The sequence below is a fragment of the Streptomyces sp. NPDC104831 genome (genome assembly GCF_055583025.1).
Window position 1 is genome coordinate 36429 of record NZ_JBVJOT010000015.1, and the last position, 23626, is coordinate 60054.

21 protein-coding genes are annotated in these 23626 nt (G+C 76.4%); 8 read left to right on the plus strand and 13 right to left on the minus strand.

The genetic code is table 11. The features are described 5' to 3' along the window. Window positions 1-89: 89 nt before the first annotated feature. From ACZ63H_RS13065 to wecB, 4 genes are read right to left on the minus strand one after another with little or no spacing between them, the layout of a single operon-like run. On the minus strand, window positions 90-2297 hold the full coding sequence (locus ACZ63H_RS13065; protein ID WP_469864299.1) for a glycosyltransferase: 2208 nt from the start codon (window positions 2295-2297) through the stop codon (window positions 90-92). Beyond that, on the minus strand, window positions 2294-4111 hold the full coding sequence (locus ACZ63H_RS13070; protein ID WP_469864301.1) for a hypothetical protein: 1818 nt from the start codon (window positions 4109-4111) through the stop codon (window positions 2294-2296). The genes ACZ63H_RS13065 and ACZ63H_RS13070 overlap by 4 nt, the downstream gene beginning before the upstream one ends. Continuing rightward, window positions 4111-4716 (minus strand): class I SAM-dependent methyltransferase, encoded by a 606-nt coding sequence (locus ACZ63H_RS13075; RefSeq protein ID WP_469864303.1) that lies wholly within the window; start codon window positions 4714-4716, stop codon window positions 4111-4113. The genes ACZ63H_RS13070 and ACZ63H_RS13075 overlap by 1 nt, the downstream gene beginning before the upstream one ends. Then, entirely contained in the window at window positions 4709-5809 is a 1101-nt protein-coding gene (gene wecB / locus ACZ63H_RS13080) for a non-hydrolyzing UDP-N-acetylglucosamine 2-epimerase (protein WP_469864305.1), read from the minus strand. Before wecB ends, ACZ63H_RS13075 begins: the two co-directional genes overlap by 8 nt. Before the next feature lie 130 nt (window positions 5810-5939). Here wecB and ACZ63H_RS13085 point away from each other — a divergent pair, with 130 nt between their 5' ends. From ACZ63H_RS13085 to ACZ63H_RS13095, 3 genes are all read left to right on the plus strand, one after another. After that, window positions 5940-7394, plus strand: coding sequence for a glycosyltransferase family 4 protein (locus ACZ63H_RS13085; RefSeq protein WP_469864307.1), 1455 nt, complete (start codon window positions 5940-5942; stop codon window positions 7392-7394). Window positions 7395-7529: 135 nt separating this feature from the next. Continuing rightward, on the plus strand, window positions 7530-8771 hold the full coding sequence (locus tag ACZ63H_RS13090) for a nucleotide sugar dehydrogenase (RefSeq protein WP_469864442.1): 1242 nt from the start codon (window positions 7530-7532) through the stop codon (window positions 8769-8771). Window positions 8772-8819: 48 nt separating this feature from the next. Then, window positions 8820-9956, plus strand: coding sequence for a glycosyltransferase (locus tag ACZ63H_RS13095; protein ID WP_469864309.1), 1137 nt, complete (start codon window positions 8820-8822; stop codon window positions 9954-9956). Window positions 9957-10286: 330 nt separating this feature from the next. Here the strand turns inward: ACZ63H_RS13095 and ACZ63H_RS13100 are convergent, their stop codons facing one another. Further along, complete coding sequence (locus ACZ63H_RS13100) at window positions 10287-10877, minus strand: TetR/AcrR family transcriptional regulator (RefSeq protein ID WP_469864311.1); 591 nt, start codon at window positions 10875-10877, stop codon at window positions 10287-10289. A gap of 107 nt (window positions 10878-10984) precedes the next feature. On the opposite strand from ACZ63H_RS13100, the gene ACZ63H_RS13105 reads away from it, so the two are divergent. Beyond that, the gene (locus ACZ63H_RS13105; protein ID WP_469864313.1) at window positions 10985-11863 is read left to right on the plus strand and encodes an NAD(P)-dependent oxidoreductase; all 879 of its coding nucleotides are present in this window, start codon (window positions 10985-10987) and stop codon (window positions 11861-11863) included. 37 nt (window positions 11864-11900) lie between these two features. Here ACZ63H_RS13105 and ACZ63H_RS13110 read toward each other — a convergent pair whose 3' ends face one another. Then, window positions 11901-12341 (minus strand): PPOX class F420-dependent oxidoreductase, encoded by a 441-nt coding sequence (locus ACZ63H_RS13110; protein WP_469864315.1) that lies wholly within the window; start codon window positions 12339-12341, stop codon window positions 11901-11903. Window positions 12342-12931: 590 nt separating this feature from the next. Between ACZ63H_RS13110 and ACZ63H_RS13115 the strand changes: the two genes are divergently transcribed. Beyond that, window positions 12932-14155: a serine hydrolase domain-containing protein gene (locus ACZ63H_RS13115; protein ID WP_469864317.1), complete on the plus strand. Its 1224-nt coding sequence runs from the start codon at window positions 12932-12934 to the stop codon at window positions 14153-14155. Between the two features lie 12 nt (window positions 14156-14167). Here the strand turns inward: ACZ63H_RS13115 and ACZ63H_RS13120 are convergent, their stop codons facing one another. Further along, complete coding sequence (locus tag ACZ63H_RS13120) at window positions 14168-15313, minus strand: NAD(P)/FAD-dependent oxidoreductase (protein ID WP_469864319.1); 1146 nt, start codon at window positions 15311-15313, stop codon at window positions 14168-14170. Window positions 15314-15347: 34 nt separating this feature from the next. Further along, entirely contained in the window at window positions 15348-15974 is a 627-nt protein-coding gene (gene ribA, locus ACZ63H_RS13125) for a GTP cyclohydrolase II (RefSeq protein ID WP_469864321.1), read from the minus strand. Between the two features lie 38 nt (window positions 15975-16012). Between ribA and ACZ63H_RS13130 the strand changes: the two genes are divergently transcribed. Beyond that, window positions 16013-16768 (plus strand): creatininase family protein, encoded by a 756-nt coding sequence (locus ACZ63H_RS13130; RefSeq protein WP_469864323.1) that lies wholly within the window; start codon window positions 16013-16015, stop codon window positions 16766-16768. On the opposite strand, the gene ACZ63H_RS13135 is transcribed toward ACZ63H_RS13130, so the two are convergent. From ACZ63H_RS13135 to ACZ63H_RS13155, 5 genes are all read right to left on the minus strand, one after another. Next, window positions 16662-17939, minus strand: a complete 1278-nt coding sequence (locus ACZ63H_RS13135) for a lysylphosphatidylglycerol synthase transmembrane domain-containing protein (RefSeq protein ID WP_469864325.1) — start codon at window positions 17937-17939, stop codon at window positions 16662-16664. The genes ACZ63H_RS13130 and ACZ63H_RS13135 overlap by 107 nt on opposite strands. After that, on the minus strand, window positions 17936-18979 hold the full coding sequence (locus ACZ63H_RS13140; protein WP_469864444.1) for a methyltransferase domain-containing protein: 1044 nt from the start codon (window positions 18977-18979) through the stop codon (window positions 17936-17938). The genes ACZ63H_RS13135 and ACZ63H_RS13140 overlap by 4 nt, the downstream gene beginning before the upstream one ends. 65 nt (window positions 18980-19044) lie before the next feature. Continuing rightward, a complete protein-coding gene (locus ACZ63H_RS13145) occupies window positions 19045-20217 on the minus strand; it encodes a glycosyltransferase family 4 protein (RefSeq protein WP_469864327.1) in 1173 nt (390 codons plus the stop codon). Continuing rightward, window positions 20214-20612, minus strand: a complete 399-nt coding sequence (locus tag ACZ63H_RS13150) for a 6-pyruvoyl trahydropterin synthase family protein (RefSeq protein ID WP_469864329.1) — start codon at window positions 20610-20612, stop codon at window positions 20214-20216. Before ACZ63H_RS13150 ends, ACZ63H_RS13145 begins: the two co-directional genes overlap by 4 nt. 111 nt (window positions 20613-20723) lie before the next feature. Beyond that, a complete protein-coding gene (locus tag ACZ63H_RS13155; RefSeq protein WP_469864331.1) occupies window positions 20724-21713 on the minus strand; it encodes a zinc-dependent alcohol dehydrogenase in 990 nt (329 codons plus the stop codon). 107 nt (window positions 21714-21820) lie between these two features. Between ACZ63H_RS13155 and ACZ63H_RS13160 the strand changes: the two genes are divergently transcribed. Beyond that, on the plus strand, window positions 21821-22585 hold the full coding sequence (locus ACZ63H_RS13160) for a CDP-alcohol phosphatidyltransferase family protein (protein WP_469864333.1): 765 nt from the start codon (window positions 21821-21823) through the stop codon (window positions 22583-22585). 345 nt (window positions 22586-22930) lie between these two features. Beyond that, a complete protein-coding gene (locus ACZ63H_RS13165) occupies window positions 22931-23530 on the plus strand; it encodes an HD domain-containing protein (RefSeq protein ID WP_469864335.1) in 600 nt (199 codons plus the stop codon). Window positions 23531-23626: the final 96 nt, after the last annotated feature.

Consider the following 23626-nt stretch of genomic DNA (forward strand, 5'->3'; position numbering starts at 1 on the left):
GGCGGATCCCGGTGACGACGGTGGTCGCCGGTGTCCGCCGCGCGGGCAGCCGGTGGTGGGGCCGTGCGCCGCGTGGGGCGCCGTCGCGGTCAGCCGTCCGTGACCCGGCCGCTCACCAGCAGGTCCGTCCAGGCCGCCGCGACCCGGTCCAGCGCGTAGGTGCGCCGTACCTGGGCGCGGGCCGTCTCGCCGGCGGCCCGCCAGGTGTCCCGGCCCGCGCCGGTCGCGGCGATCGCCTCGGCCATCGCCCGCGGCCCGGCGTGGATCCACCGCCGGTCGTAGATCTCGTCGGCGCCGGGCCAGGGCAGCAGCGCGGGGACGGCGCCGGAGGCCATGCCCTCGGCCGGGGCGAGGTGGAAGGACTCGTCGTCGCTGGTGGACAGCACATGCCCGACGCGGCGCAGCCAGTTGGGCACGTCGGCGCCGAAGTCGTCGAAGACGACGGCCCCTTCGAGCAGCGGCGAGGTCTGGACGCGGCGCAGGATCGCCTCGTAGTGGGCGCGCTCCTCCGGCTTGTTCCAGATCCACCAGTACTCCCACGGCGGCTTGGACTTGACCGACAGCCGCCAGCGCCGGTCCTCGGCGCGCAGCAGTTCGAGAACGTCCAGGCCGAGGTCGAGGCGTTTGCGGCTGGGCGCGATGCCGATCATGCCGAGGCGGAACCGGGCGCCGGGCGCCTTGGGCCGGTCGAGCTGGTCGGCGTCCACCCAGTTGGGGACGGTGACGACCTTCTCCGCGGGCCAGCCGGTGTGTTCCAGGGTGCGGCGGGCGTAGTAGGGGCTGACGCAGACGACCCGGTCGACGGCGTCGATGTCGACCTGCCGCGGCCACTCGGCGTCGAGTTCGAACCGGTGCAGCCGGATCACCAGCCGGCTGCCGCGCCGCTTGTGGCGGCTGTACCAGACGGCGGCGGGGCCGCACCACTCGACGACCACCACATCGGCCCAGTCGGCGAGTTCGCGGCTGGCGGCCTGGTCGTGCCGGGCCAGCGCGGGCCAGGCGTCCACGCGGACGTCGAGTCCGGGCAGGGCGCGGAAGTGGTCCAGCAGCCGGGTGAGGAACTTCAGGTCGTGGCCGGCGACGCCGATCCGCAGGGGGCGGGCGCGGTGGGCGACGGCGGGGGGCGCGGGCGGGAACACCCGGTCGAGGTGGGCGCGCCAGCGGCCGGCGGCGGCCGTCAGGGTGTACCGGCTCGCGGCCCGCCGGCAGCGGTCGGCGGCGAGGCGGCGGGCCTCGGGGTCGCGGGCGGCGCGGACCACGGCCTCGGCGGCGTCCTCGGGTTCGGCCCGGCCGGGGACGTAGAGGGGGTAGTCGCCGCCCAGCAGTGCTTCGTGCGCGGGTGTGCGGTTGAGCACGACGGGCAGCCCCAGGGTGCCGAACTCCAGCACCTTCGTGGACAGTTCGAGGCTGGCGTCGAGCCGGGGGTCGCGCCAGCCGAGGCCGAGGTCGCAGCCGGCGGCGATGCGCATGGCCTCCTCGCGGGGCCGGCCGCCGTGGTGCCGGACGCCGGGGGTGCCGTCGTGCAGGGCCCGGTGCATGGCCTCCTGGAACCCCGGGTGGCCGGAGTCGTCGTGGATCTTGTCGCCGACGGTGTGGAGTTCGGCCCGCACGCCCCGCTCGGCGAGCAGGGCGGGCAGCCGGGTCATGGGCAGGGTGTTCCACAGCGGGGCGAACTTGCCGGTGTAGACGAGGCGCAGCGGATCGTGCGGGCGGTCGCGGTCCGGCACCGGGAAGCCGGGTTCGGGGACGGCGGGCGGGCAGAGCACGCTGCGGCCGCAGGCCTGGGGCACCCAGGTCTCCAGGAAGCAGCGCAGTTCCTCGGTCTGGCACAGCAGCAGCCGGCAGGCGGCGGCGATGCGGCCGAGTTCGGTGCGCGCCCGCTCGGTCATCGCGGCGGCGGACTGCGGGATGTCGGTCAGATAGGCCCAGATCCGCCCGTCGAAGTGGCCGTCGGCGACGACCTGGCCGACGATCCGGCGCCCGCGCAGCACGAGCAGGTCGCAGGGCTCGTCCCGGTCGAGCCGGGTGAGCAGGCGCGAGGCCTGCACCGGGGACAGGGGCCGGCCGGCCTGTCCGGCGACGAGGCCCTCCTCGGCGGGCCTGACCACGCTCACCCCGGGCAGGACGGTCAGCGGATCGGTCAGCCGGCCGGTGAGCACCGGCGACTTGAGCACGAGCCGGGTCGCGCACCCGGCCAGGGACAGCGCCTGCACGGTCGACTGGGCCCAGACGGCGGAGCCGTCGATGAGGTTGAGGTCCACGTCGCCGTAGACCAGGGCCCGTACCACTCGGCTCATGACGGCTCCTTCCCGCGCACGGCGAACAGCCGGTACCCGCGGCCGCACCAGCTCTCGGGCGGGTCGCCCGCGAGGTGCAGGGAGCGGCGCACCAGCAGCGGCCGGCACAGCTCGGGGACGAAGGTGTAGTCGGCGCCGCCGGCCGCGTGGCCGAGTGCGTCGGCGCCCGAGTACTCCTGGGCGCACATCAGGTCCAGCAGCAGGGTGTCCGGGCGGTCCTCGGCGGGGCCGGTCCAGTCGGCGACCCAGGCCGCGGTGGGCGGCCCGGTGCGCACCGCGACGCCCGCGGCGTCGAGTTCCTCCAGGCCGGCCGGGTCCGGGACGACCACCTCGGCGGGGCGGTGCTGCTGGCCCAGCACCTGGGCGACGAGCAGGGCCACCTCGCGCCGGCCGCGGGGAGCGGCGAGCACGGCGACCCGGCGCCCGGCCAGCGGGTCGGGCGCGCCGACCAGCCGGGCCAGTTCGGCCAGCCGCACCCGGGTGCTGTCCCACTGGAACGCCTCCCGCAGCCGCTCCCGGCCGTCCTCGCCCGCGTCCAGCCGGGACAGCCGTACCCCGGTGTCGGCGTCCAGGACGGCGTCCCAGGGCAGTTGGGCGAGGCCGGGCGCGGCGGACGCCGGGGCGTCCCGCCACAGCACGGTGCGCCGGCCCAGCGCCCGTGCCTCGGTGAGGAGTTCGGCGAGCCTGCGGTCGAGGTCGGGAGCCATGCCGGTGCCGGTGAGCGCCCAGGGGCCGCATCCGGTGCAGGCGCTCAGCTGGACCACGACCGCGTCGGGGTCGGTGCGCCGGACGAGCAGGGGGCCGTCGTGCGGGAGCGGCCGGTTGACCACGGCATCCGCCGCGAAGTCCTCGGCGGTGTCGTCGGTGAGCAGCCCGGTGATCACCAGGCGGTCGCGGGGTGTGGCGGCGAACGCCCGGTGCACGAGGTGGAGGCGGTCGTCGGCGCCCACGGGGGCGGACCGGCCGGTGGCCGCCCGGGTCCCGGGCGCGGGTCCGCGCGCGGAGCGCGTGCGCCACAGCGCGTACAGCTCGCGGGGCAGCGCGGGCATCTCGCGCCGGGGCGAGCGGGCCGCCGACACCAGGGCCCGGCCCACCTTCAAGGAGGTGGAGCCCTCCAGCATGGCCACCCGCGCCTGGAGCACCTGGACCCGATCGCGGGCCCGGCGCAGGGCGGAGGCCAGTTGCTCCTTCTCCCGTACGGCGGCGGCCAGCCGGTCGGCGAGGCCGTCCTCGCGGACGGCGTCCCGGGCGCGTTCCGCCTCCTCGACCCGGCGTTCCAGGTCCTGGTCGCGGGCGCGCAGGGTGCGGACGGCGAGGTCGGCGAGGACGTACTCGCCGGCCATCCGCAAGGTGGTGGCGAAGCCGTCCGTGGCCACCGGGCGGCCGAACCAGTCGTGCGGGGGCTGGAGTTCGTCGGCGGTGAGGCGGCTGAACACCGCGCCGGCGTGCAGGTGGACGTAGTCGAGCGGGGCGGCGCGCAGCACCTGGCAGCGCTGGGTCACCAGCTCGTCCAGCAGCCGGTGCCAGGGCGGTTCGGGCCCGGGGTGGCCGGACAGCAGCAGCCCGCGGGCGCCGGGCCGCAGGCGGCGCAGTACGGCGAGCAGGGCGTCCTCGGTGCCGTGCACGGCGGGGTCGGGGCCGTACGACAGCAGCACCAGGTCGCCCGCGCCGAGGGCGCGGCGGCCGTCGTCGTGGTGGTGGGCCACGCCGTCGGGGAGGTGGAGGTAGGGCGCGAGGCGCAGGCCGCGGCCGGTGGCGTCGACGACCGTGGTGACGCCGTCCAGGTGCGGGTGGAGCAGATCGGTCAGGCGCATCAGCGGATCCTCGTGAAGACGTGGAAGCCGACCTCGGTCTCCCGGAAGCCGTACGGCCGGAACTCGGTGTGGTGGAGTCCGAGGGGGGTGAGGGCGGCGCGGTAGTCGGCCGCGGGCCGGTGCACGACGCGGCCGCCGGGGGCCCGGGGTGCGGGGGCGTCCGCGTCGGTGACGATCAGCCGGCCGGTGAGGCGGACCAGCGAGGCCAGGTTGCGCAGGGCGGCCGCCCACTCGGTGTCGTCCCGGAGGTGGAAGAGCACGTCGAGGCAGAGGACGACGTCGTACGGCCAGGGGCTGCGCCACTGGTCGAGGCGGGACAGGGCGCAGCGGGGTCCGTCGTCGGCGGCGCGGGCCCGTTCGACCGCCTCCTCGTCGGCGTCGATGGCGTCCACCCGGTGGCCGCAGCGGGCGAGGGTGCGGGCGACGTGCCCGTCGCCGCAGCCCGCGTCGAGCACGAACAGCGGGGCGGCCGGTTCGCTGAGGTCGCCGATGAGGGTGAGCAGGGTGCCGAGCCGCAGGGCGTGGAACAGCTCGCCGCCGGCCCGGTCGAGGCCGCGGGGGAAGCCGCCGGGCGGGCCGGGGTGGTGGAGGGTGGCGTCAGTCATGGTGCTCCAGCCACTGGGTGATCAGGCGGGCTATCCGGGGGCCGGCCTTGCCGTCCCACAGCGGGGGTCCCTCCGCGGGCGCGGCCGGGGCGCCGTCGAGTGCCTTGCACAGGGCGGGGACCAGTTCGCCGGGGCCGACGAGTCGGTTGGTGCCGTGGGTGACGGTGACGGGGCGTTCGGTGGTGGTGCGCAGCGTCAGACAGGGCACGCCGAGCACGGTGGTCTCCTCCTGCACCCCGCCGGAGTCGGTGATCACGGCGGCGGCGCCGCGCACCAGGCTCATGAACTCGAGGTAGCCGAGGGGGTCGAGGAGGTGCACGCCGGGCGCGCCGTCCAGTCCGGCCGCGCGCAGCGCGTCCCGGCCGCGCGGGTGCAGCGGGACGGCCAGGTCGAGGTGGCGGGCGGCCTCGGTGAGCGCCCGGGCGGCGGCGCGGGCCGCCCCGGGGTCGTCGACGTTGGCGGGGCGGTGCAGGGTGACGACGCCGTAGCGCTCGGGCAGCCCGTGCGCGGCGCGGGCGGCGGCCGGGTCGAACAGGTCCAGGTGGGTGAGCAGGGTGTCGATCATCGGGTTGCCGACGAGGTGCACCCGGGACGGGTCGGCGCCCTCGCGGGCGAGGTGGCCGACGGCTTCCGGGCTGGTGGCGAACAGCAGCCCGGCGAGCTGGTCGACCAGGCGCCGGTTGACCTCCTCCGGCATCGCCATGTCGAAGCTGCGCAGCCCGGCCTCGACGTGGGCGACGGGGACGCCCAGCTTGGCGGCGGCCAGGGCGGCGGCGAGCGTGGAGTTGACGTCGCCGTAGACCACGACGAGGGCCGGGGCGCGGGCGGTCAGCTCGGCCTCCAGGGCCACCAGCAGGTCGGCGGTCTGCCCGGCGTGGCTGCCGGAGCCGACGCCGAGGTCGGTGTCCGGCCGGGGCAGCCCGAGCTGGCGGAAGAACACGTCCGACATCCGGGCGTCGTAGTGCTGTCCGGTGTGCACCAGGGTCTGGTCGCAGCCGGCCGAGCGGAGCGCGGCGACGACCGGTGCCGCCTTGACGAAGTTGGGCCGGGTGCCGACCACATGGAGTACTGGGCCGTTCGTGACGCCGTTCATGTCCTCGCCTTCCACGGGCGGTCGAACAAGGGGCAGCGCACGGGGAGAAGAGGGGAGCGTCCTGCCCCGGCCGGCGCCGGCGCGTGGTCGCGCCGAGGCGCCGCGTGCCGGGTCGGCCTACCGTGGCGGCATGTCCCGTCGTCTCCCCCGCGCTGTCAGTCTGGCCGCATCCGTGGCCTGGGGCGAGTTGCGCCAGGACCCCGCGCGGGCCGCGCTGCTGGCCTCGCGGCTGCTGCCCCGGCGGCTGCGGCGCCGGGTGGGGCCGGTGCGGCGGTGGCTCGGCGCCCGGGCGCGGGCGGTGGGCCCGGGCGCGGTCCCGTCCGCCGTTCGGGTGAGCGCGCCCGCCGGGCGGCCGGTGCGGCCGGTGCCCGGGCGGGTGCTGCACCTGGTGACCAACTCGCTGCCGTTCGCCCATGCCGGCTACACCGTGCGCACCCAGAAGCTCGCCGAGGCGCAGCGGGCCGCCGGGCTCGATCCGCATGTGGTGACCCGGATCGGTTTTCCGGTGGCGCGGGGGGTGCTGGACGCCGGGCCGGTGCAGCTGGTGGGCGGGGTGCCGCAGCACCGGCTGCTGCCGTTCTGGCTGCCGTACGGGCAGGGGCCGGCGCTGGCCCGCAACGCCGAGCTGGCGGGGCGGCTGGTGGAGCGGCTGCGGCCCGCCGTGCTGCACGCGGCCACCGACCACGGCAACGGCCGGGTGGCGCTGGCCCTGCGGGAGGCCTACGGGCTGCCGGTGGTCTACGAGGTGCGGGGCTTTCTGGAGGAGACCTGGCTGAGCCAGGACCCGGCGCGCGGCCCCGCGGACCCGGTCTACCGCGGGCGGCGGGAGCTGGAGACGGAGTGCATGCGCCGGGCCGATCTGGTGCTGACGCTGGGCGCCGCGATGAAGGCCGAGATCGTGGCGCGCGGGGTGCCCGAGGAGCGGGTGCTGCTCGTGCCGAACGCCGTGGACGGGGCGTTCCTGGGGCCGCCGCCGGACGGGGCCGCGGTGCGCGCCCGGCTCGGGATCGCCCCGGACGCGTACGTGGTGGGCACGGTCGGCAGCCTCACCCCGCACGAGGGGATCGGCACATTGCTCCATGCGGGTGTACGGCTGCGGCGGCGCGGGGTGCCGTTGCGGCTGCTGATCGTCGGGGACGGCCCGGAGCGGGCCCCGCTGGAGCGCCTGGCCGCCCGGCTGGGTCTGGCCGGTGACGGCACCGCCGTGTTCACCGGCCGGGTTCCGCACGCACAAGTCCGCGATTTCTACGCGGCGTTGGACGTGTTCGCGGTGCCGCGCACGGCTGCCCGGGTGTGCCGGCTGGTGACCCCGCTCAAGCCGGTCGAGGCGATGGCGAGCGGGCTGCCGGTGCTCGCCAGCGATCTCCCCGCGCTGCGGGAGCTGGTCGAACAGGAGGTGAACGGACGGCTGATTCCCGCTGAATCGCCACAGGCTTGGGCGGATGAACTCGAAAGGGTGCTTTACAGTCATAAGCGGCGGATCGAATGGGGAGCCGCCGCCCGCGCGAGGGTCGCGCGGGAACGCACCTGGGACCGGGTCGCCGCGACGACCCGCGAGGCGTATCGCTCGCTGGGATGCGTCTGACGCCCCGCTAACCCCACCAGTGCAGCCGTGAAGGCCGGGTGAATCCCTATGCAGGTGGAACGGATACAACCGCTCGGGGACAAGGAAGGACCGGGACCGGAGGGGCCGGAACCGGCCTACGACGTCGAACTCGCCGTGATCGGGCTCGGTTACGTCGGCCTGCCACTGGCCCGCGAGGCGGCCTCGGTCGGCCTGCGCGTCATGGGCCTGGACCGCGACCCACGAGTCGTCGCGGGGCTCAACTCCGGCCGTTCGCACGTCGGTGACGTCACCGACGACGAGGTGCGCCGGATGCGGGAGGCCGGTTTCACCGCGACCGCCGACGACGCCTGTCTGGCGCGCGCGCAGACCGTCGTCATCTGTGTGCCGACCCCGCTCGGCGAGGACGGCGGCCCGGATCTGGGCGCGGTCGTCTCGGCCACCCGCGCGGTGGCCGGCCGGCTGCGGCCCGGGCAGCTGGTGGTGCTGGAGTCGACCACGTATCCGGGCACCACCGAGGAGGTCCTGCGGCCGCTGCTGGAGGAGTCCGGGCTGCGGGCCGGCGAGGACTTCGCGCTCGCCTTCTCCCCCGAGCGGATCGACCCCGGCAACACCCAGCACGGGCTGCGCGACACCCCGAAGGTGGTCGGCGGCTGCACCCCGTCCTGCGCGGTGCGCGCGGTCGCCTTCTACGCCAAGTTCGTGAACATGGTGGTCCAGGCGAAGGGCACCCGCGAGGCCGAGATGGCCAAGCTGCTGGAGAACACCTACCGGCACGTGAACATCGCCCTGGTCAACGAACTGGCCATCATCAGCCGGGAGTTGCAGGTGGACGTGTGGGACGCGATCCGCTGCGCGGGCACCAAGCCCTTCGGCTTCCAGGCCTTCCGGCCGAGCCCCGGGGTGGGCGGGCACTGCATCCCGATCGACCCCAACTACCTGTCGTACAAGGTGCGTTCGTCACTCGGCTACGACTTCCGGTTCGTCGGGCTGGCCCAGGAGATCAACCGGCGGATGCCGGAGTACGTGGTGCGCCGCGCCCAGGACCTGCTGAACTCCGCCGGCCGCCCGTTGCGCGACTCCCGGGTGCTGCTGCTCGGCGTCACCTACAAGCCGGACGTCGCCGACCTGCGCGAGACCCCGGCGGAGCCGGTGGCCCGGCTGCTGCGGGAGCGGGAGGCCGCCGTCGCCTTCCACGACCCCCAAGTAGCGCGGTGGTCGGTGGACGGGGTCGACGTGCCCCGCGTCGGGGACCTGACGGCCGCGCTCGCCGAGCACGACCTGACGATCCTGCTCCAGGACCACTCCGCCTACGACCTGACGGCCCTCGCGGACACCGCGCGGCTGCTGTTCGACACCCGCGGGCGGATCCACCGGCCCGGCGTCGAGGTCCTGTAGGAGCCTCGCGGACCTTCGTGCGTTCTCGGGGAGTTGGAAGGCACTGCCATGCGGATACTCGTCGTCACCGTCGTCCACCACCCCGAGGACGCGCGCATACTGCACCGCCAGATCGCCGCGCTGCGCGAGCGCGGCCACCAGGTGGTGTACGCGGCGCCGTTCGCGGCCCGGGACGCCGTCCCCCGGCCGGGCGTCGAGGGCGTGGACCTGCCCCGGGCGCTCGGCCGGGAGCGGGGCGCCGCACTGCGCGGGGCCCGGGCGCTGCTGGCCGAGCGCGGCCCGGCGGCGGACGCGGTGCTGCTGCACGATCCCGAGCTGCTGCTCGCCCTGCCCGGCACCCTGCGCCGGCTGCGCCGGGCCGGGGCGGCGCCGGTCGTCGTGTGGGACGTGCACGAGGACACGGCGGCGGCCCTGGCGATGAAGGGCTGGGTGCCCCGGCCGCTGCGGCCGCCGCTGCGCGCGGCGGTGCGGGCGGCCGAGCGGCTGGCCGAGCGCCGGCTGCGGCTGCTGCTCGCCGAGGACGCCTACCAGGACCGGTTCCGGCACCGGCACCCCGTCGTCCCCAACCTCGCCGCTCCCCCGCCCGGGCCGCTCCCGCCGCCCGGCGACGACCGGGTGGTCTACCTGGGCCAGCTGTCCCGGGCGCGGGGCGCCCTCGATCTGATCGCCCTGGCGCGGCTGCTGGCCCCCGCCGTGCGGGTCGAGGCGATCGGCACGGCGGATCCCGACGTGCGCGACGCGCTCGCGGCGGCCGACCGGGAGGGGGTGCTGCGCTGGTACGGCTTCCTGCCCAACGACCGTGCGCTGGCCCGGCTGTCCGGCGCCCTGGCCGGGCTGTCGCTGCTGCACGACCAGCCCAACTACCGGCACTCCCGGCCCACCAAGGTCGTGGAGTACATGGCCCACGGCGTGCCCGTCGTCACCACGCCGACGCCGCTGGCCGCCGGCCTGGTCGAGCGGCACGGGTGCGGGCTGGTGGTGCCGTACCGGGACCCGGGGGCGGCGGCGCGGGCGATACGGCGGCTGGCCGGCGACACCGAGCTGCGCCTGCGCGCCGCCCACCGGGGCCGGGAGGCCGCCGTGACGGAGCTGAACTGGCGGCACCGGGCGGCCGACTTCGTGGACCTCCTGGAAATCTGGGTCAAGGAACAAACCGCCGGCGCCGGCCCGGCGAACCACCCCTGAACCGGCGGACCACGGGACGGCGCGCCGGGCCCCGGAACACACCCGGCGCCACGCCGCCCGTCGCGGGCCCGGCCGGACCCGCGACGGCGTCGGGCGGCCGGCGCACTCCAAGGGCACACACCGGCACCGAGCAGCGGGCCGGCTCCCCCACGGCGGCACGCCGGACACCCGCTCACGCCAAGAGCACCACGGCGAACACGCCGAGCAACCGGCCCGTCGGGCTGTACGCACTCCGCGGCCGGACCCGCGACGGCGCCGGGCGGCCGGCCGGTCGAAGACGCGCCGTGGCACGCCGGGGACATACGACGGGGCACCGGCCGGCGGGCCCGGTCAGGGGTGGGCGGCGGCGTCGAGCAGGGGGCCGAGTTCCTGGACGGCGGTGGTGAGGGGGGCGGTGTCCTCGGCGGCCCGGGCCAGCAGGATCGCGCCCTCCAGGGTGCTGATCATGAGGGTGGCCAGCGACTCGGCCCGGGCGGCGGGCACGCCGAGGTCGGTCAGGGCCGCGGCGAGCGGCGCGCGCCAGGCCGTGAACGCGGCGGCGGCCGCCTCGCGGGTCCCGGCGGCCGAGGTGGCGCAGTCGACGGTGGCGGCGGCGACCGGGCAGCCCGCCGCGAAGCCCTCCGCCGCGTACTCGTCGGTCCACTGCGCGGCCATCGCCGCGAACAGGGCGCTCGGCGTCGGCGCGTCCAGTCCCGCCAGGAACCGGGCGATCCGCTTGCCCGCGTACCGCCCGGCCCACTGGACGGCCTCGTTGACCAGCTGTTCCTTGCCGCCGGGGAAGTAGTGCTGGAGGGAGCCGCGCGGCGCGTCCGCGTGCGCGGCGACCTCGCGCATGCCGGTCGCCGCGACCCCGTGCCGCCGGATGAGCTGGGCCGCGCTGAAGACCATCCGCTCGCGCGGTCCGGGCCGGGCCTCGGTCATGCGTCGTCGCCTCCGTTCCTCGCCCTCCTCACCCTATGACCGACGTCATAACGCGCGCTACTATGACGACTGTCATAAGCGGCGCGCGAGGCGGAGGGCGGCCGGCCATGAACGTCGGATTCATCGGTCTCGGAGTGATGGGCGGGCCCATGGCCCTGCGCCTGGCGCGCGCCGGCACCCCGCTGGTGGTCTGGAACCGGACCCCCGGCCGGGCGGAGCCGCTGCGCGCGGCCGGCGCCGAGGTCGCGGCGGACGCCGCCGAGGTGTTCGCGCGGGCCGGGACGGTGCTGCTGATGCTCGCCGACGAGGCCGCGGTGGACGCGGTCCTCGGCCGGGGCACGCCGGAGCTGGCGGCGCGCGTCGCGGGCCGGACCGTCGTGCACATGGGCACGACCTCCCCGGAGTACTCCGGTGCCCTGGAGGCGGACGTCCGCGCGGCCGGCGGCCGGTACGTCGAGGCACCGGTCTCCGGGTCCCGGGAACCGGCGGAGCGGGGACGGCTGGTCGCGATGCTCGCCGGCGAGGAGGACGCCGTGGCCGCCGTACGGCCGCTGCTCGCGCCGATGTGCCGGGAGACGTTCGCGTGCGGCGCGGTGCCGGGCGCGCTGCTGATGAAGCTGTCGGTGAACCTCTTCCTGATCACCCAGGTGACCGGGCTGGCCGAGGCGTTCCACTTCGCCGAGCGGCAGGGGCTGGACCGCCGGCTGTTCCTGGACGTCCTGGACGCGGGCCCGATGGCCAGCGCGGTGTCCCGGATGAAGGCGCCCAAGCTGCGCGAGCGGGACTTCGCGGTGCAGGCGGCGGCGCTGGACGTGCTGAAGAACAACCGGCTGATCGCCGAGGCGGCCCGGAAGGCGGGCCTCGCCTCCCCGCTCCTGGACGTGTGTCACGAGCTGTTCCGGGAGACGGTGGCGCACGGTCACGGCGGCGAGGACATGGTGGCCGTGCTGCGGGCGATCGAGGCGCGGACCGCCGAGGCGCCGTAGCCGGACGGCCCGGACCCGCCCGGCCCCGCGGCGCGGGTCAGCCTTTGCGGGGAATGCCGTACGCCCGTTCGACGTGCAGCCGCAGCACCAGGCGGCGGTCGCGGACCATGGCGGCCCGGAAGTCGTCCCAGTCGGGGTGTTCGCCGAGGACGTCCCGGTAGAGCCGTTCCAGTTCCGCCACGGTGTCGTCGCCCGGGTCGGCGGCGACGGGGGTCAGCTCGGCGGTGCCCTCGGCGACGGTGTACGCCCAGCGGTCGACGCTGGTGACGTGGTACGAGGCGCGCGGGTCGCGGCGCAGGTTGCGGGTCTTGGCGCGGTCGTCGGTGACCGAGACCCGGATGATCCGCTCCTCGGGGTAGTAGGCGTGGCTGACGTTGGACAGCTGGGGGCGGCCGTCGCGCCGGAGGGTGACCAGTACGCCGCCGTGGCCTTCGGAGAGCAGGCCGAGCAGCGCCTCTTGGGTCGGGTCCTGAGTCATACCCCGGTCAACCGGCCCGCGCGCCCCGCGCATTCCCCGCCGCCCGGGGCCGCCCCGCCCGCGGTGACGCCGGCCTGCCCGGTGTACGCGGTGACGGCCCGGCCGGTGTCCGGCGCGTCCCGCGCGGCGGCCGCGCCGCACCTCCGCGCCGCGCACGATCATCTGCGGGCCGCCGCCATCACCGTGCCGAACCCGGCCCCGAGCACGCGGACCACCGCCCCGGCCTGGCTCGCCCTCGCCTCCGCGCCGGCCGAGCCGGCGCTGCGGGACGTGGGTGGCGCTGAACAGGGTGCCGAACAGGGAGGCGGAGACCGCGACGAGGGGGCCGAGCGTGTCTTGGCCGCCCGCGCGCCGATCACCTCCGGCGGCAGCGCTGAACGTGGGCCCCGCCGTAGGGGGGTGGCGACCGCGCTGCTCGGCGCGGGAACCGGGGCCGCGCCGCTCGTCCCGGCGGCGGTGGCGGCGCTCGCCCTGCCCGTGGCCCGCCTGTTGCCGGCACCGCGTCGCGCGTCCCCGCCCCTCGGGGGTCTGTCCCGGCCGGTGATCCTGCGCGACGATGAGGGAGGGACGGACGCGACCGGAGGTGAGCGATGGGACGGCTGCGACAGGACGCCGACCCGGCGGAGGCGGGACTGGACCCCGAAGCCCTCGGCCGGCTGGACGGGCACTTCGCCCGGTACGTGGACGAGGGGCGCCTGCCCGGCTACCTGGTGGCGGTGGCCCGCGGCGGCCGGGTCGCCCATCTGACCGCCTACGGGCTGCGGGACGTGGCGGCCGGGCTGCCGGTCGAGCCGGACACCCTGTGGCGGATCTACTCGATGACCAAGCCGGTGACCGCGGTGGCGGTGCTGCTGCTGGTGCAGGACGGCCTGCTGTCGCTGGACGATCCCCTGGACCGCCATCTGCCCGCCTTCGCCGGACCCCGCGTGTACACCGGCGGTTCGGGCGACGACGTGCGCACCCGCCCGGCCGCCGGACCCGTCCTGATCCGGCACCTGCTCACCCACACCGCGGGCCTGACCTTCGGCTTCTACCACCGCCACCCCGTGGACGCGCTCTACCGCGCGGCGGGCCTGGAGTACTCGGTGCCGCCGGGCAAGGACCTCGCCGAGACCGTCGAGCTGTACGCGCGGCTGCCGTTGCAGGCCGATCCGGGCACCCAGTGGAACTACTCGGTCGCCTCCAACGTGCTGGGTCGGGTGATCGAGGTGGTGTCCGGACAGCCGCTGGACGCGTTCTTCGCCGCGCGTGTCCTGGGCCCGCTCGGCATGACCGACACCGGTTTCCACGTCCGTCCCGAACAGGCCGGCCGGCTGGCCGAGTTGTACGGCGAGACGGACGAGGGCGGAATCGAGCCGGTGCCGGGGCCGCCGGTGCGCGGCCGGCCGCTCTTCCTCTCCGGCAGCGGCGGCCTGGTCTCCTCCGCCCACGACTACCACCGGTTCATGGAGATGCTGCGCCGGGGCGGCGAGCTGGACGGCACACGGCTGCTGCGCCCGGACACGCTCGCGATGATGACCCGCAACCAGCTGCCCGGCGGGGCCACCCTCCGCTCCTTCGGCGCCCCGGTCCACCGGGAGCCGGGCATGGACGGGCTCGGCTTCGGCTTCAACGTCTCCGTCGTCACCGACCCCGCCCGCACCCTGGCCCCGTCCCACCTCGGCACCTACGGCTGGACCGGCGTGGCCACCACCGCGTTCTGGGTCGACCCGGCCCACGACCTGACCGTGCAGTTCCTGACCCAGGTGCGCCCCAGGGAGCTGAAGGTGTTCCCCGAGCTGCGGCGGCTGGTGCACGCGGCGCTGAAGGACTGAGCGCACCGGGCGTCACACCAGGTTGGCCTCCGGACGCGGGGCGCCGGACGCGAACCGGCCGGCGCTCAGCGGGCCGACGTCCAGGAAGGGGACGCGCCCGAGGTACAGATCGCGGATCACCTCGCCGACGGCCGGTCCCTGGAGGAAGCCGTGTCCGGAGAAGCCGGTGGCGTACAGGAACCGGGACACCCCCGGCGCCTCGCCGATCAGGGCGTTGTGATCGGGGGTGTTCTCGTACAGGCCCGCCCAGCCGCCGGTGCGGGGCAGGTCCAGCAGGGCGGGCGCGCGCCCGCGCATCGCCTCGGCGAGCCGGGGGATCCAGCGGTCGTGGGTGCCGGTGGCGAACCCGGGCCGCTCGTCCGGGTCGGACATGCCGAGCAGCAGCCCGGGGCCCTCCCGGTGGAAGTAGAGACTGGTGGTGAAGTCGATGGTCATGGGCAGGGCGGCCGGCAGGCCGGGCACCGGCCCGGTGACGGCGATCTGCCGGCGCAGCGGCTGCACCGGCAGGTCCACGCCCGCCATCGCGCCGACCGCCCGCGACCAGGCGCCGGCCGCGCAGATCACCGTGTCCGTGGCGATCCGGCCACGGGAGGTGCGGACGCCGGTGACGGTGTCGCCGCGCAGGTCGATGCCGGTGACCTCGGTGTGGCGCAGGACGCGGGCGCCCAGGGCGCGGGCGGCCCTCGCGTAGCCGTGGACGACGGCCTCGGGGGTGCAGTGGCCGTCGTCCGGGGAGTACGCGGCGGCCAGCAGGCCGTCGGTGGTGATCAGCGGGGAGAGCCGGCGGGCCTCCTGCGGGCCGATCAGGCGGCTGGGCACCCCCAGGGAGTTCTGCAGCCGCACGCCCGCCTCGAAGGAGGCCACCTGTTCCGGGGTGGACAGCAGGAACAGATAGCCGACCCGGTGCAGCCCGATGTCCTGTCCGACCTCCTGCTCGAAGCGGCCGAACGCCTCCAGGCCGCGCGCGCCGAGCCGGATGTTCAGCTCGTCGGAGAACTGCGCGCGCACTCCGCCGGCGGCCTTCGAGGTGGAGCCGGCGGCGAGTTCGTCCCGCTCCACGAGGACGACGTCCCGCACCCCGGCGCGGGCCAGGTGCCAGGCGATGCTCGTGCCGATCACCCCGCCGCCGACGATGACCACCCGTGCCCGCGTCTCCATCGCGCCGCCTCCCTCCGTCCCACCGCTCCCCTCGTCAGGACCCGTGGGCGACGGCGTCCAGATGGGGCAGGTGGTGGTCCATCCGCTCCCGTTTGGTGCGCAGGTAGGTGATGCTGCTCTCGCACGGCTCGATCAGCAACGGCACCTGCTCGGCGACCCGGACGCCGTGCCGGACGAGCGCCTCCCGTTTGCGCGGGTTGTTGGACAGCAGCCGTACCGAGCGCACCCCGAGGTCGCGCAGGATGCCGGCGGCCACGCCGTAGTCGCGGGCGTCGACCGGCAGGCCCAGCGCGAGGTTCGCCTCCACCGTGTCCAGCCCCTCCGCCTGCAGGGCCATCGCGCGCAGCTTGGCGAGCAGCCCGATGCCGCGCCCCTCGTGGCCGCGCAAGTAGACGACGACGCCGCTGCCTTCGGCGACGACCGCGCGCAGGGCCGCCGCGAGCTGGTCGCCGCACTCGCAGTGCCGGGAGCCGAAGGCGTCCCCGGTCAGGCACTCCGAGTGCAGCCGGGTCAGCACGTTCTCGGTGCCGATCTCGCCGTACACCAGGGCCACTTGTTCATCGCCGCGGTCGTGGTCCAGGTAACCGATCGCCTGGAATTTCCCGTACACGGTGGGCAGCGGCGCGTTCACGACGCGTTCGGCGCCGGTGTTTTCTGTCATGATCTGGTTCCTCAGCAGAGACGAAAGGCCGTGGGCGGATGAGTGGTTCGGGTGCGCGGTCGGACGGCCGGGAAGCGGCGCACGGGGTGCTGCCGGCGGACACCACCGAGGACGTACGGGCCCGGGGCGCGCGGGTCGCCGTCCTTCCCGTGGGGAGTTTCGAGCAGCACGGCCCGTACCTCCCGCTGGCGACCGACACGCTGGTCGCCTGCGCGGTGGCACGGGAGATCGCCGCCGCCTACCCGGTGCACCTCCTTCCTCCGGTGACGGTCTCCTGCTCGCACGAGCACGCGGCCTGGCCGGGAACCGTCAGCATCTCCGCGGTGACGTTGCACGCGGTGGTCTCGGACATCGCGGCGTCGCTGCGCCGTTCGGGCGTGGACGCGCTGGTCGTGGTCAACGGGCACGGCGGCAACTACGTGCTGGGCAACGTCGTCCAGGAGGCGTCCGCGCGCGGTGAGCGCATGGCGCTGTTCCCGGCCGGGGAGGACTGGGAGAGGGCGCGGGAGCGGGCCGGGGTCGCCACCTCGCTGCTCACCGATATGCACGCGGGGGAAATCGAGACGTCCCTTCTGCTGCACGCTCACCCCGAATTCGTCCGCCCCGGACACGAGTCCGCCGATTTCACCGCCGACGACCGCCGTCATCTGCTCACCCTGGGAATGTCCGCCTATACCGGATCGGGTGTCATCGGACGTCCTTCCCTCGGCTGCGCGGACAAGGGAAAGGAAATCCTGGCGAGTCTGGCGGAATCCTTCGCGCCGTATTTCGCGCTGCTCGCCGCTCCGGAATAGCCGGCGGGAGGCCGCCGGGGAGCGTGGTCCGGGTGTGCACGGCCGCCTTCCGGCGCCACAGCAGGACGGCGGCGCCGGGCAGGCTCGCCACGAGGCCCAGGACGCCGTAGACGACGGCGACCGCGACGCCGCGGTCGGCGCCGAGCCCGGCCGCGCCGAACGCCCACGCGGTGACGCCCTCGCGGGGTCCGAAGCCGCCGACGTTCAGCGGCAGGCCCATGGCCAGCAGGGCGAGTACGGCGAGCGGCAGCAGCGCCGCCACCGGGGCGGCCGAACCGGCGACCCGGGCCGCCACGACGAACAGGGCCAGGTGCCCGGCCAGGACGACCACGGAGGACAGCGCGACACCGGGTCCGCCGCGCCGCGACGCCAGCCCGTGCCGGGCCTCGCCGAGACGCCTGCGCAGGGCGCCGCCGCGGCGGGCCGGCGGGCGGTTCATACGGACGGCGAGCACGACGGCGAGCACCCCGACGGCGGCGAGCACGGCCGGTGGCGCGCCCGCCCGGACCCCGGCGCGCACCGGGGACGGCAGGGTCGCCAGCAGCACCGCGCCGGCCACGGCCAGCGCGAGCTGCCCGGCGGTCCGCTCCAGCACCACCGCCGTCACCCCGCGCCGCACGTCGCCGGCGCTCCGCCCGTGCCGCACCGCCCGGTGCACGTCGCCCAGGACACCGCCGGGCAGGGCCGCGTTGAGGAACAGCGCGCGGTAGTAGTCGGCGACGGCCGCGCCCAGCGGCAGCCGCAGCCCGAGCCCGGCCGCCACCAACTGCCAGCGCCACGCGCCGCACACGGTGGTGACCGCGCCGATCCCCAGCGCGACCGGCACGGTCCCGGCGTCGATCCGCCCCAGCCCGTCGAGCAGCGGGCCGGTGCCGAGCCGCCGGAGCAGGGCGGCGAGGACGACGGCACCGGCGAGCGTGCCGAGGCGCGCGCGCAGGGCCGGGGAACGCCGGCGGACCGTGGCTTCGCGGGGCGCGGACGCCGCTGCCGGCGTGACCGGGCCGCCAAGGGCCGCCCCCGGGCGCGTTTCCGCCGTCCCGCGCAGGCGTACCGGCCCGCCCTCCGCCGCCGCGCCCGCGCGCGCCGGGCCCGCCGGTGGCGTACGGGCGTACGTTCCGGGGTCCGCGGTGCGGGGTGTCCTCGGGCCCCGTCCCGTCGCTCGCGCGGTCATGCGGGGCCGCCCGTGGGCCGGGGCAGTGCCAGCAGGTCGGTGTGGTGGACGGTGACGCGCAGGGTGCCGGCCGCGCAGGCGGCGAGCCGGGCCGTCAGGTAGCGCTCGGCCGCGCCGCGCAGTTCCGGCCGCTGCTCGACGGCCGCGCCCACCCAGCCGCGCAGCCACTGCCCGGTCAGCGCGGTGTCCTCGGGGCCGAGCCACCACGGGCTCGGGTGCGTGCGGACCGTCGCGCCGCGCTCCGCGAACGCCCGGCGGGCCACGGTGACCGCGTCCGGGCCGAGCAGCCCGGCGCGCCGCTGGTGGGCGTTGAACGCCTCGCTGAGCACGGCGTCCAGGGGGTCGACCGGGACGAGCCGGACGCGCCCGGTGACGGAGAGGGTGAGCAGGGCCGGGCAGCCGGCGCCCGCGCAGGCGTCCGCCAGGGTCTCCAGCTCCGCCCGGGTGAGGACGTCGAGCAGGGCGGACGCGGTCACCAGCGAGGCCCCGGCCAGCGCCCCCGGGGTGAGCCGGGCGACGTCGCCGCGCCGGGTCTCCACGGTGACGGGGCCGCCGTCGGCGGCGGCGCGCGGGGCGGCGAGGGCGGCGAGGCGCAGCAGGCGGGGGTCGCGGTCGTGCAGGACCCAGTGCTGGGCGCCGGCCAGGCGGGGCGCGAGCCAGCGGCCCATCGAGCCGGTGCCGCAGCCCAGGTCGTGCACGACCAGGCCGCCGCCGGCGGGGCCGGGGCGTCCGGCGGGCCGGATCCGCAGCGGGTCGAGCAGTTCGCGCGCGCGGGCCGCCGCGTCGGCGCCCTCCCGCAGCCGCAGCCACTCGGGCGCGTACCGCGCCGGCTCCGCGGGCCCCGTGCCCCGCGGCGGCGCGGTCTGCCCTTCACCTCCCCGCCCCGCGGGCCCGGCACCGGGGGCGACGGGGAAGGGCCCGCCTCCGGAGCCGTACGCCCCCTCGCGAACGCCACCGCCCGGCAGGCCGTCGCGCGCCGCGGGCTCCGCGCCGTCCGCGTCGCCGCCCGCTCGCTCCTCGCCGCCCGCGCCCTCGTCCATGGGCTCCGCTCCCCCCGGTCCCGGCCGGGGCGGCACCGGGGGGCCGGCCTCCGTTTCCGGGGTGCTCATGACGGCCTCCGCGCAGGGTGCGGGAGCCGGTGGAGGACGGTGGCGAGGGCGCGGGCCGTGGCGGGCCAGCCGGCGAGCGCGGTGCGGCGGGCGCGGGCCGCGGCCCGGAGGCTCCGGCGGAGGCCGGGGTCGCCGAACCAGCGCCGCAGCGCGGCGGCGAGCGCGGCGGGGTCGTCCGGCGGGACGAGGAGGCCGGGCACCCGGCCGTCGGGGGCGCGGCCGACCGCCTCGGGCAGGCCGCCGACGTCGGTGGCGAGGACCGGGACGCCCCGGGCCAGTGCCTCGGTGACCGCCATGCCGTAGGTCTCGGCGCGGGAGGCGAGGACCGTCAGGTCGGCGGCGGCGTAGGAGGCGTCCAGCTCGGCCCCGGAGCGGGGGCCGGTCAGGCGCAGGCGGCCGGTGAGGCCGTGGCGGCCGATCAGCTCCCGCACGGCGTCCGCGTATCCGGGGTCGTGGCCGAGTCCGCCGACGCACTCGCACGTCCACGGCAGGTCCCGGACCGCCGCGAGCGCCTCCACCAGCCGGTGCTGGCCCTTGCGCGGGGTCACGGCGGCCACGCACAGCAGCCGGGAGGCGCCGTCGGTGCCGGGCGCGAGGGGCGCGATGTCGGCGCCGGGCGCGGCCACGTGCACCCGGTCGGGGGCGAGCCCGTGGTGGGAGACGAGCCGGCGGCCCGCCCAGTCGCTGGTGGCGATCACCGCGCCCGCGGCCCGCAGCACGGCCCGCTCGCGGGCGTCCAGGCCGGCGGCGACGGCCGGGTCCAGGCCGGTCTCGTCGCCGAGCGGGAGATGGACGAGGACGGCGAGGCGCAGCCGCCCGGCCTCGGGGACGACGACCTCCGGGACACCGCACGCGACGAGGCCGTCGAGCAGGACGACGGCGTCGTCGGGCAGGTCCCGCAGGGCGCGGGCGAGCCGGTCGCGGGCGGGGCCGTCCGGCCGGGGCCGGCCGCCGGGGACGGGGTGCCGGGCGACCTGCCAGCCGAAGCCGGGCAGGTCCAGGCAGATCCGGCGGTCGTAGACGTTGCCGCCGCTGGGCGCGGCCGGGTCGTCGACGCCGCCCGGCAGCACGAAGTGCGCGGTGCGCAGGGTCATGGGGGCGGTCCGGGTGGTGTCCTCGGCGACAGGGGGGCGGGGGTGGCGGGTGGGCCGCGCGGTCAGGCCGGTCACAGGGCACGCTCGTAACTCGCCCAGGCGATGTGCGACTCGTGCAGGGTGACGGTGAGGCCCGCGAGGGCCCGGGCGCCCTTGCCCAGCCGGCCCGTGGCGATCCGCTCGGCGAGCCGGTCGGCGATGACCTTGGCGAGATACTCGGTGGAGGTGTTGACGCCGTGGAAGTCCGGCTCGTCGTCCAGGTTGCGGTAGTTCAGCTCCTCCACGACCGCGTGGAGTTCCCGGGTCGCCAGGCCGATGTCGACCACGATGCCGTCCTCGTCCAGCTGTTCGCGGCGGAAGGTGGCGTCCACGAGGAACGTGGCGCCGTGCAGGCGCTGCGCGGGTCCGAAGACCTCGCCGCGGAAGCTGTGGGCGATCATCAGGTGATCGCGGACGGTGATGCTGAACAACGGACGACCCTCCGGGTGCGGCGCCTTCGGTCCCCCGGCCCTTGCCCGCCGGGGGATGCCGTGTAGTACGGCTTGTCGCTTCCCCGTGTTCAGCCCTCTCTCACCCTTCCCTCAAGCCGGGCCGGTCCCGGTGTAGCGGATCCGGTGGCACAGGGCGGGGATCTCGCCGGACGCCAGCCGCGGCAGCACGGACGGGAGTTCCTCGAAGGGGCTCTCCCCGGTGACGAGGGCGTCCAGGGCGGGGTCGGCGAGCAGGTCCAGGGCGAGCGCCATCCGGTCGGCGTAGGTGCGGCCGGGGCGGGCGGCCGGGGAGACGGTGCCGACCTGGCTGCCGCGGAGGGTGAGCCGGCGGGAGTGGAAGGCCTCGCCGAGCGGCAGGGCCACGGTCCGGTCGCCGTACCAGCTCAGTTCCACGACCGTGCCTTCGGGGGCGAGGAGGGAGAGGGCCCGGGTGAGGCCGGCCTCGCTGGCGCTGGCGTGCACGACGAGATCGCAGTCGCCGAGGGCGTCGGCGGGCCGGGCGAAGTCCACGCCGAGGGCCCGCGCGGTCTCCTCGCGCGCCGGGTCGGTGTCGACCAGCTGGAGGCGGAGGCCGGGGAAGCGGGCGAGCAGCGCGGCGGCCGCGCAGCCGACCATGCCGCCGCCGACGACCGCGATCCGGTCGCCGATCAGGGGGGCCGCGTCCCACAGGGCGTTGACCGCGGTCTCCACGGTCCCGGCGAGGACGGCCCGTTCGGCGGGTACGGCCTCGGGGACGACGGTGACGGCGCCCGCCGGGACGACGTACCGGCTCTGGTGCGGGTACAGGCAGAAGACCGTACGGCCGGTCAGCGCGTCCGGGCCCTCCTCCACCACGCCGACGCTGAGGTAGCCGTACTTCACGGGGCCCGGGAAGTCGCCCTCCTGGAACGGCGCGCGCATCACGGCGTGCTGGCTCTCCGGCACCCCGCCGCGGAACACGAGCGTCTCGGTGCCCCGGCTCACCCCGGAGTACAGGGCGCGCACCAGGACCTCGTCCCGGGCGGGTTCGGGGAGGGCGACCTCGCGGAGTTCTCCGTGGCCGGGCGAGCGGAGCCAGAACGCGCGGGCCGAGCGGTGCATCGGCGTCCTCCTGAACGATCGGGGAGCGGGGCACGTACCGGGTGGTGCACAGGCCGCGCACAGTACGCGGCGTTGATCGACTCTGTCACTCGGCCGGAGGGTGTGCGGTGGCCCCGAACGACACGTACGACGCGAGGCTCGGGCAGGAGACCGCCATGGGGGCGGGGGCACAGGTCCTGCTGCTGGCGCTGCTCGGCCCGGCGACCGGCATGGGGCCGGCCGGCTGGCTGACGGGGCTGGGGTTCGCGTGCGCCACCTGGGTGGTGCTCCGCCGGGCCGGGCGGCGGTCGCGGCTGCGGTCCCTCGGGCCGGCGAACCGGGTCACGCTCGGCCGCACCGGTCTGGTCGGCGGGGTGACGGCGCTGGTCGCGGACTCCTTCGCGAGCGCGCCGCCGGTGCCGGCGCTGGTCGCGCTGACCGCCGTGGCGCTGCTGCTGGACGGCGTGGACGGCCGGGTGGCCCGGCGCACCGGCACCGCCTCGGCGCTGGGGGCCCGCTTCGACATGGAGGTGGACGCGTTCCTGATCCTGGTGCTCAGCGTGTACGTGTCGGCGCGGCTGGGGCCGTGGGTGCTGCTGATCGGCTCGATGCGCTACGCGTTCGTCGCGGCGGCCCGCTGGGCACCGTGGCTGACGGCGCCGCTGCCGCCCTCCTTCGCCCGCAAGACCGTCGCCGCCACGCAGGGCGTGTGCCTGCTGGCGGCGGGCTCCGGGCTGCTGCCGTACCCGGCGGAGCTGCTGGTCGTGCTGCTGGCGCTGGGCTCGCTGGTGTGGTCGTTCGGGCGGGACGCGGTGTGGCTGTGGCGCACCTCCCGTGCCGTACGCCCGGCACGGACGCGGCGGGTACCGGAACCGGTGCCGTCGGGCCGCTGACGACTCCCGCCGGCCGCGGCGTTCCGCCAGGGGCCGCCGTCACCGGCAGGCGATATCCATACAAAGCGCGCCGTCGCCCCGACCGAGCCGCAGCCGGGGGACGTCGACCCCCTGGCCGGGGCCATCCGGCTGCTGCGGGACCTCGGCGACTCCCGGAAGTGGGGTGGCCGCTCGGCCGCCTACCGGCCCTGCGCCTTTCCGCGCCTGAACCTCGTCCGCGCCCTCCAGGAGAAGGAGTGCTCGATCGATTGACCCGACACCGGTCCGGTGGCCCGGCGGGGCCGGTCAGGAGCCCGGACCGGAGAGTCACGCGACCCACTCCACGGTGGTTGTTACGCTCACCGGATGAGCATTCCGGGACCCGACGAGATCCGTGCGCTGCACCAGAAGTACGCGCCCACCGCCGAGGCCTTCGCCCTCGTCCACACGCACTGCGAGATCGTCTGGAGCATCGCCGAACAGCTCCTGTCCACCCCGCGCCTGAGCCACCTCGACGCCGATCTGGTCCGCGCCGGCTGCCTCCTCCACGACATCGGCGTCTACCGCCTCTATGACGACGGCCACCTGGACCACACGCGGTACATCCGGCACGGACTCCTCGGCCACGAGATCCTGGAACAGGAGGGCTACCCCGAGCCGCTGCGCCGCTTCTGCTCCCACCACACCGGGGTCGGCCTCACCCGGCAGGACATCCTCAGCCAGGGCCTCCCGCTGCCCCCCGCCGACTACCTGGCGGTGACGGAGGAGGAGCGACTGGTGATGTACGCGGACAAGTTCCACTCCAAGTCCCGCCCGTCCGCGTTCCTCACCGCCGACGAGTACGCCGCCCACGTCCGCCGCTTCGGCGAGGACAAGGTCACGGCCTTCCAGTCCCTGCGGGCGGAGTTCGGCGACCCGGACCTGTCGGGGCCGGTGCCGTGCGGTGGTACGCCGGTCGGCACCTGACCGAGGCGGCGGGCGGAGGGCCGCCTGCCCGGTCCGGGCAGTGCGCGCGCCCGGCGCCGACGTGACAGCCGCGTCCGTCGGCGCCGGGACGGCGGC

What these genes read in the sequence shown, in the direction of transcription:
- ACZ63H_RS13065 (WP_469864299.1), bottom strand. Translation starts at nt 2,297, where the DNA reads ATGAGCCGAGTGGTACGGGCCCTGGTCTACGGCGACGTGGACCTCAAC.
- ACZ63H_RS13070 (WP_469864301.1), bottom strand. Translation starts at nt 4,111, where the DNA reads ATGCGCCTGACCGATCTGCTCCACCCGCACCTGGACGGCGTCACCACG.
- ACZ63H_RS13075 (WP_469864303.1), bottom strand. Translation starts at nt 4,716, where the DNA reads ATGACTGACGCCACCCTCCACCACCCCGGCCCGCCCGGCGGCTTCCCC.
- wecB (WP_469864305.1), bottom strand. Translation starts at nt 5,809, where the DNA reads ATGAACGGCGTCACGAACGGCCCAGTACTCCATGTGGTCGGCACCCGG.
- ACZ63H_RS13085 (WP_469864307.1), top strand. Translation starts at nt 5,940, where the DNA reads ATGTCCCGTCGTCTCCCCCGCGCTGTCAGTCTGGCCGCATCCGTGGCC.
- ACZ63H_RS13095 (WP_469864309.1), top strand. Translation starts at nt 8,820, where the DNA reads ATGCGGATACTCGTCGTCACCGTCGTCCACCACCCCGAGGACGCGCGC.
- ACZ63H_RS13100 (WP_469864311.1), bottom strand. Translation starts at nt 10,877, where the DNA reads ATGACCGAGGCCCGGCCCGGACCGCGCGAGCGGATGGTCTTCAGCGCG.
- ACZ63H_RS13105 (WP_469864313.1), top strand. Translation starts at nt 10,985, where the DNA reads ATGAACGTCGGATTCATCGGTCTCGGAGTGATGGGCGGGCCCATGGCC.
- ACZ63H_RS13110 (WP_469864315.1), bottom strand. Translation starts at nt 12,341, where the DNA reads ATGACTCAGGACCCGACCCAAGAGGCGCTGCTCGGCCTGCTCTCCGAA.
- ACZ63H_RS13115 (WP_469864317.1), top strand. Translation starts at nt 12,932, where the DNA reads ATGGGACGGCTGCGACAGGACGCCGACCCGGCGGAGGCGGGACTGGAC.
- ACZ63H_RS13120 (WP_469864319.1), bottom strand. Translation starts at nt 15,313, where the DNA reads ATGGAGACGCGGGCACGGGTGGTCATCGTCGGCGGCGGGGTGATCGGC.
- ribA (WP_469864321.1), bottom strand. Translation starts at nt 15,974, where the DNA reads ATGACAGAAAACACCGGCGCCGAACGCGTCGTGAACGCGCCGCTGCCC.
- ACZ63H_RS13130 (WP_469864323.1), top strand. Translation starts at nt 16,013, where the DNA reads ATGAGTGGTTCGGGTGCGCGGTCGGACGGCCGGGAAGCGGCGCACGGG.
- ACZ63H_RS13135 (WP_469864325.1), bottom strand. Translation starts at nt 17,939, where the DNA reads ATGACCGCGCGAGCGACGGGACGGGGCCCGAGGACACCCCGCACCGCG.
- ACZ63H_RS13140 (WP_469864444.1), bottom strand. Translation starts at nt 18,979, where the DNA reads ATGGACGAGGGCGCGGGCGGCGAGGAGCGAGCGGGCGGCGACGCGGAC.
- ACZ63H_RS13155 (WP_469864331.1), bottom strand. Translation starts at nt 21,713, where the DNA reads ATGCACCGCTCGGCCCGCGCGTTCTGGCTCCGCTCGCCCGGCCACGGA.
- ACZ63H_RS13165 (WP_469864335.1), top strand. Translation starts at nt 22,931, where the DNA reads ATGAGCATTCCGGGACCCGACGAGATCCGTGCGCTGCACCAGAAGTAC.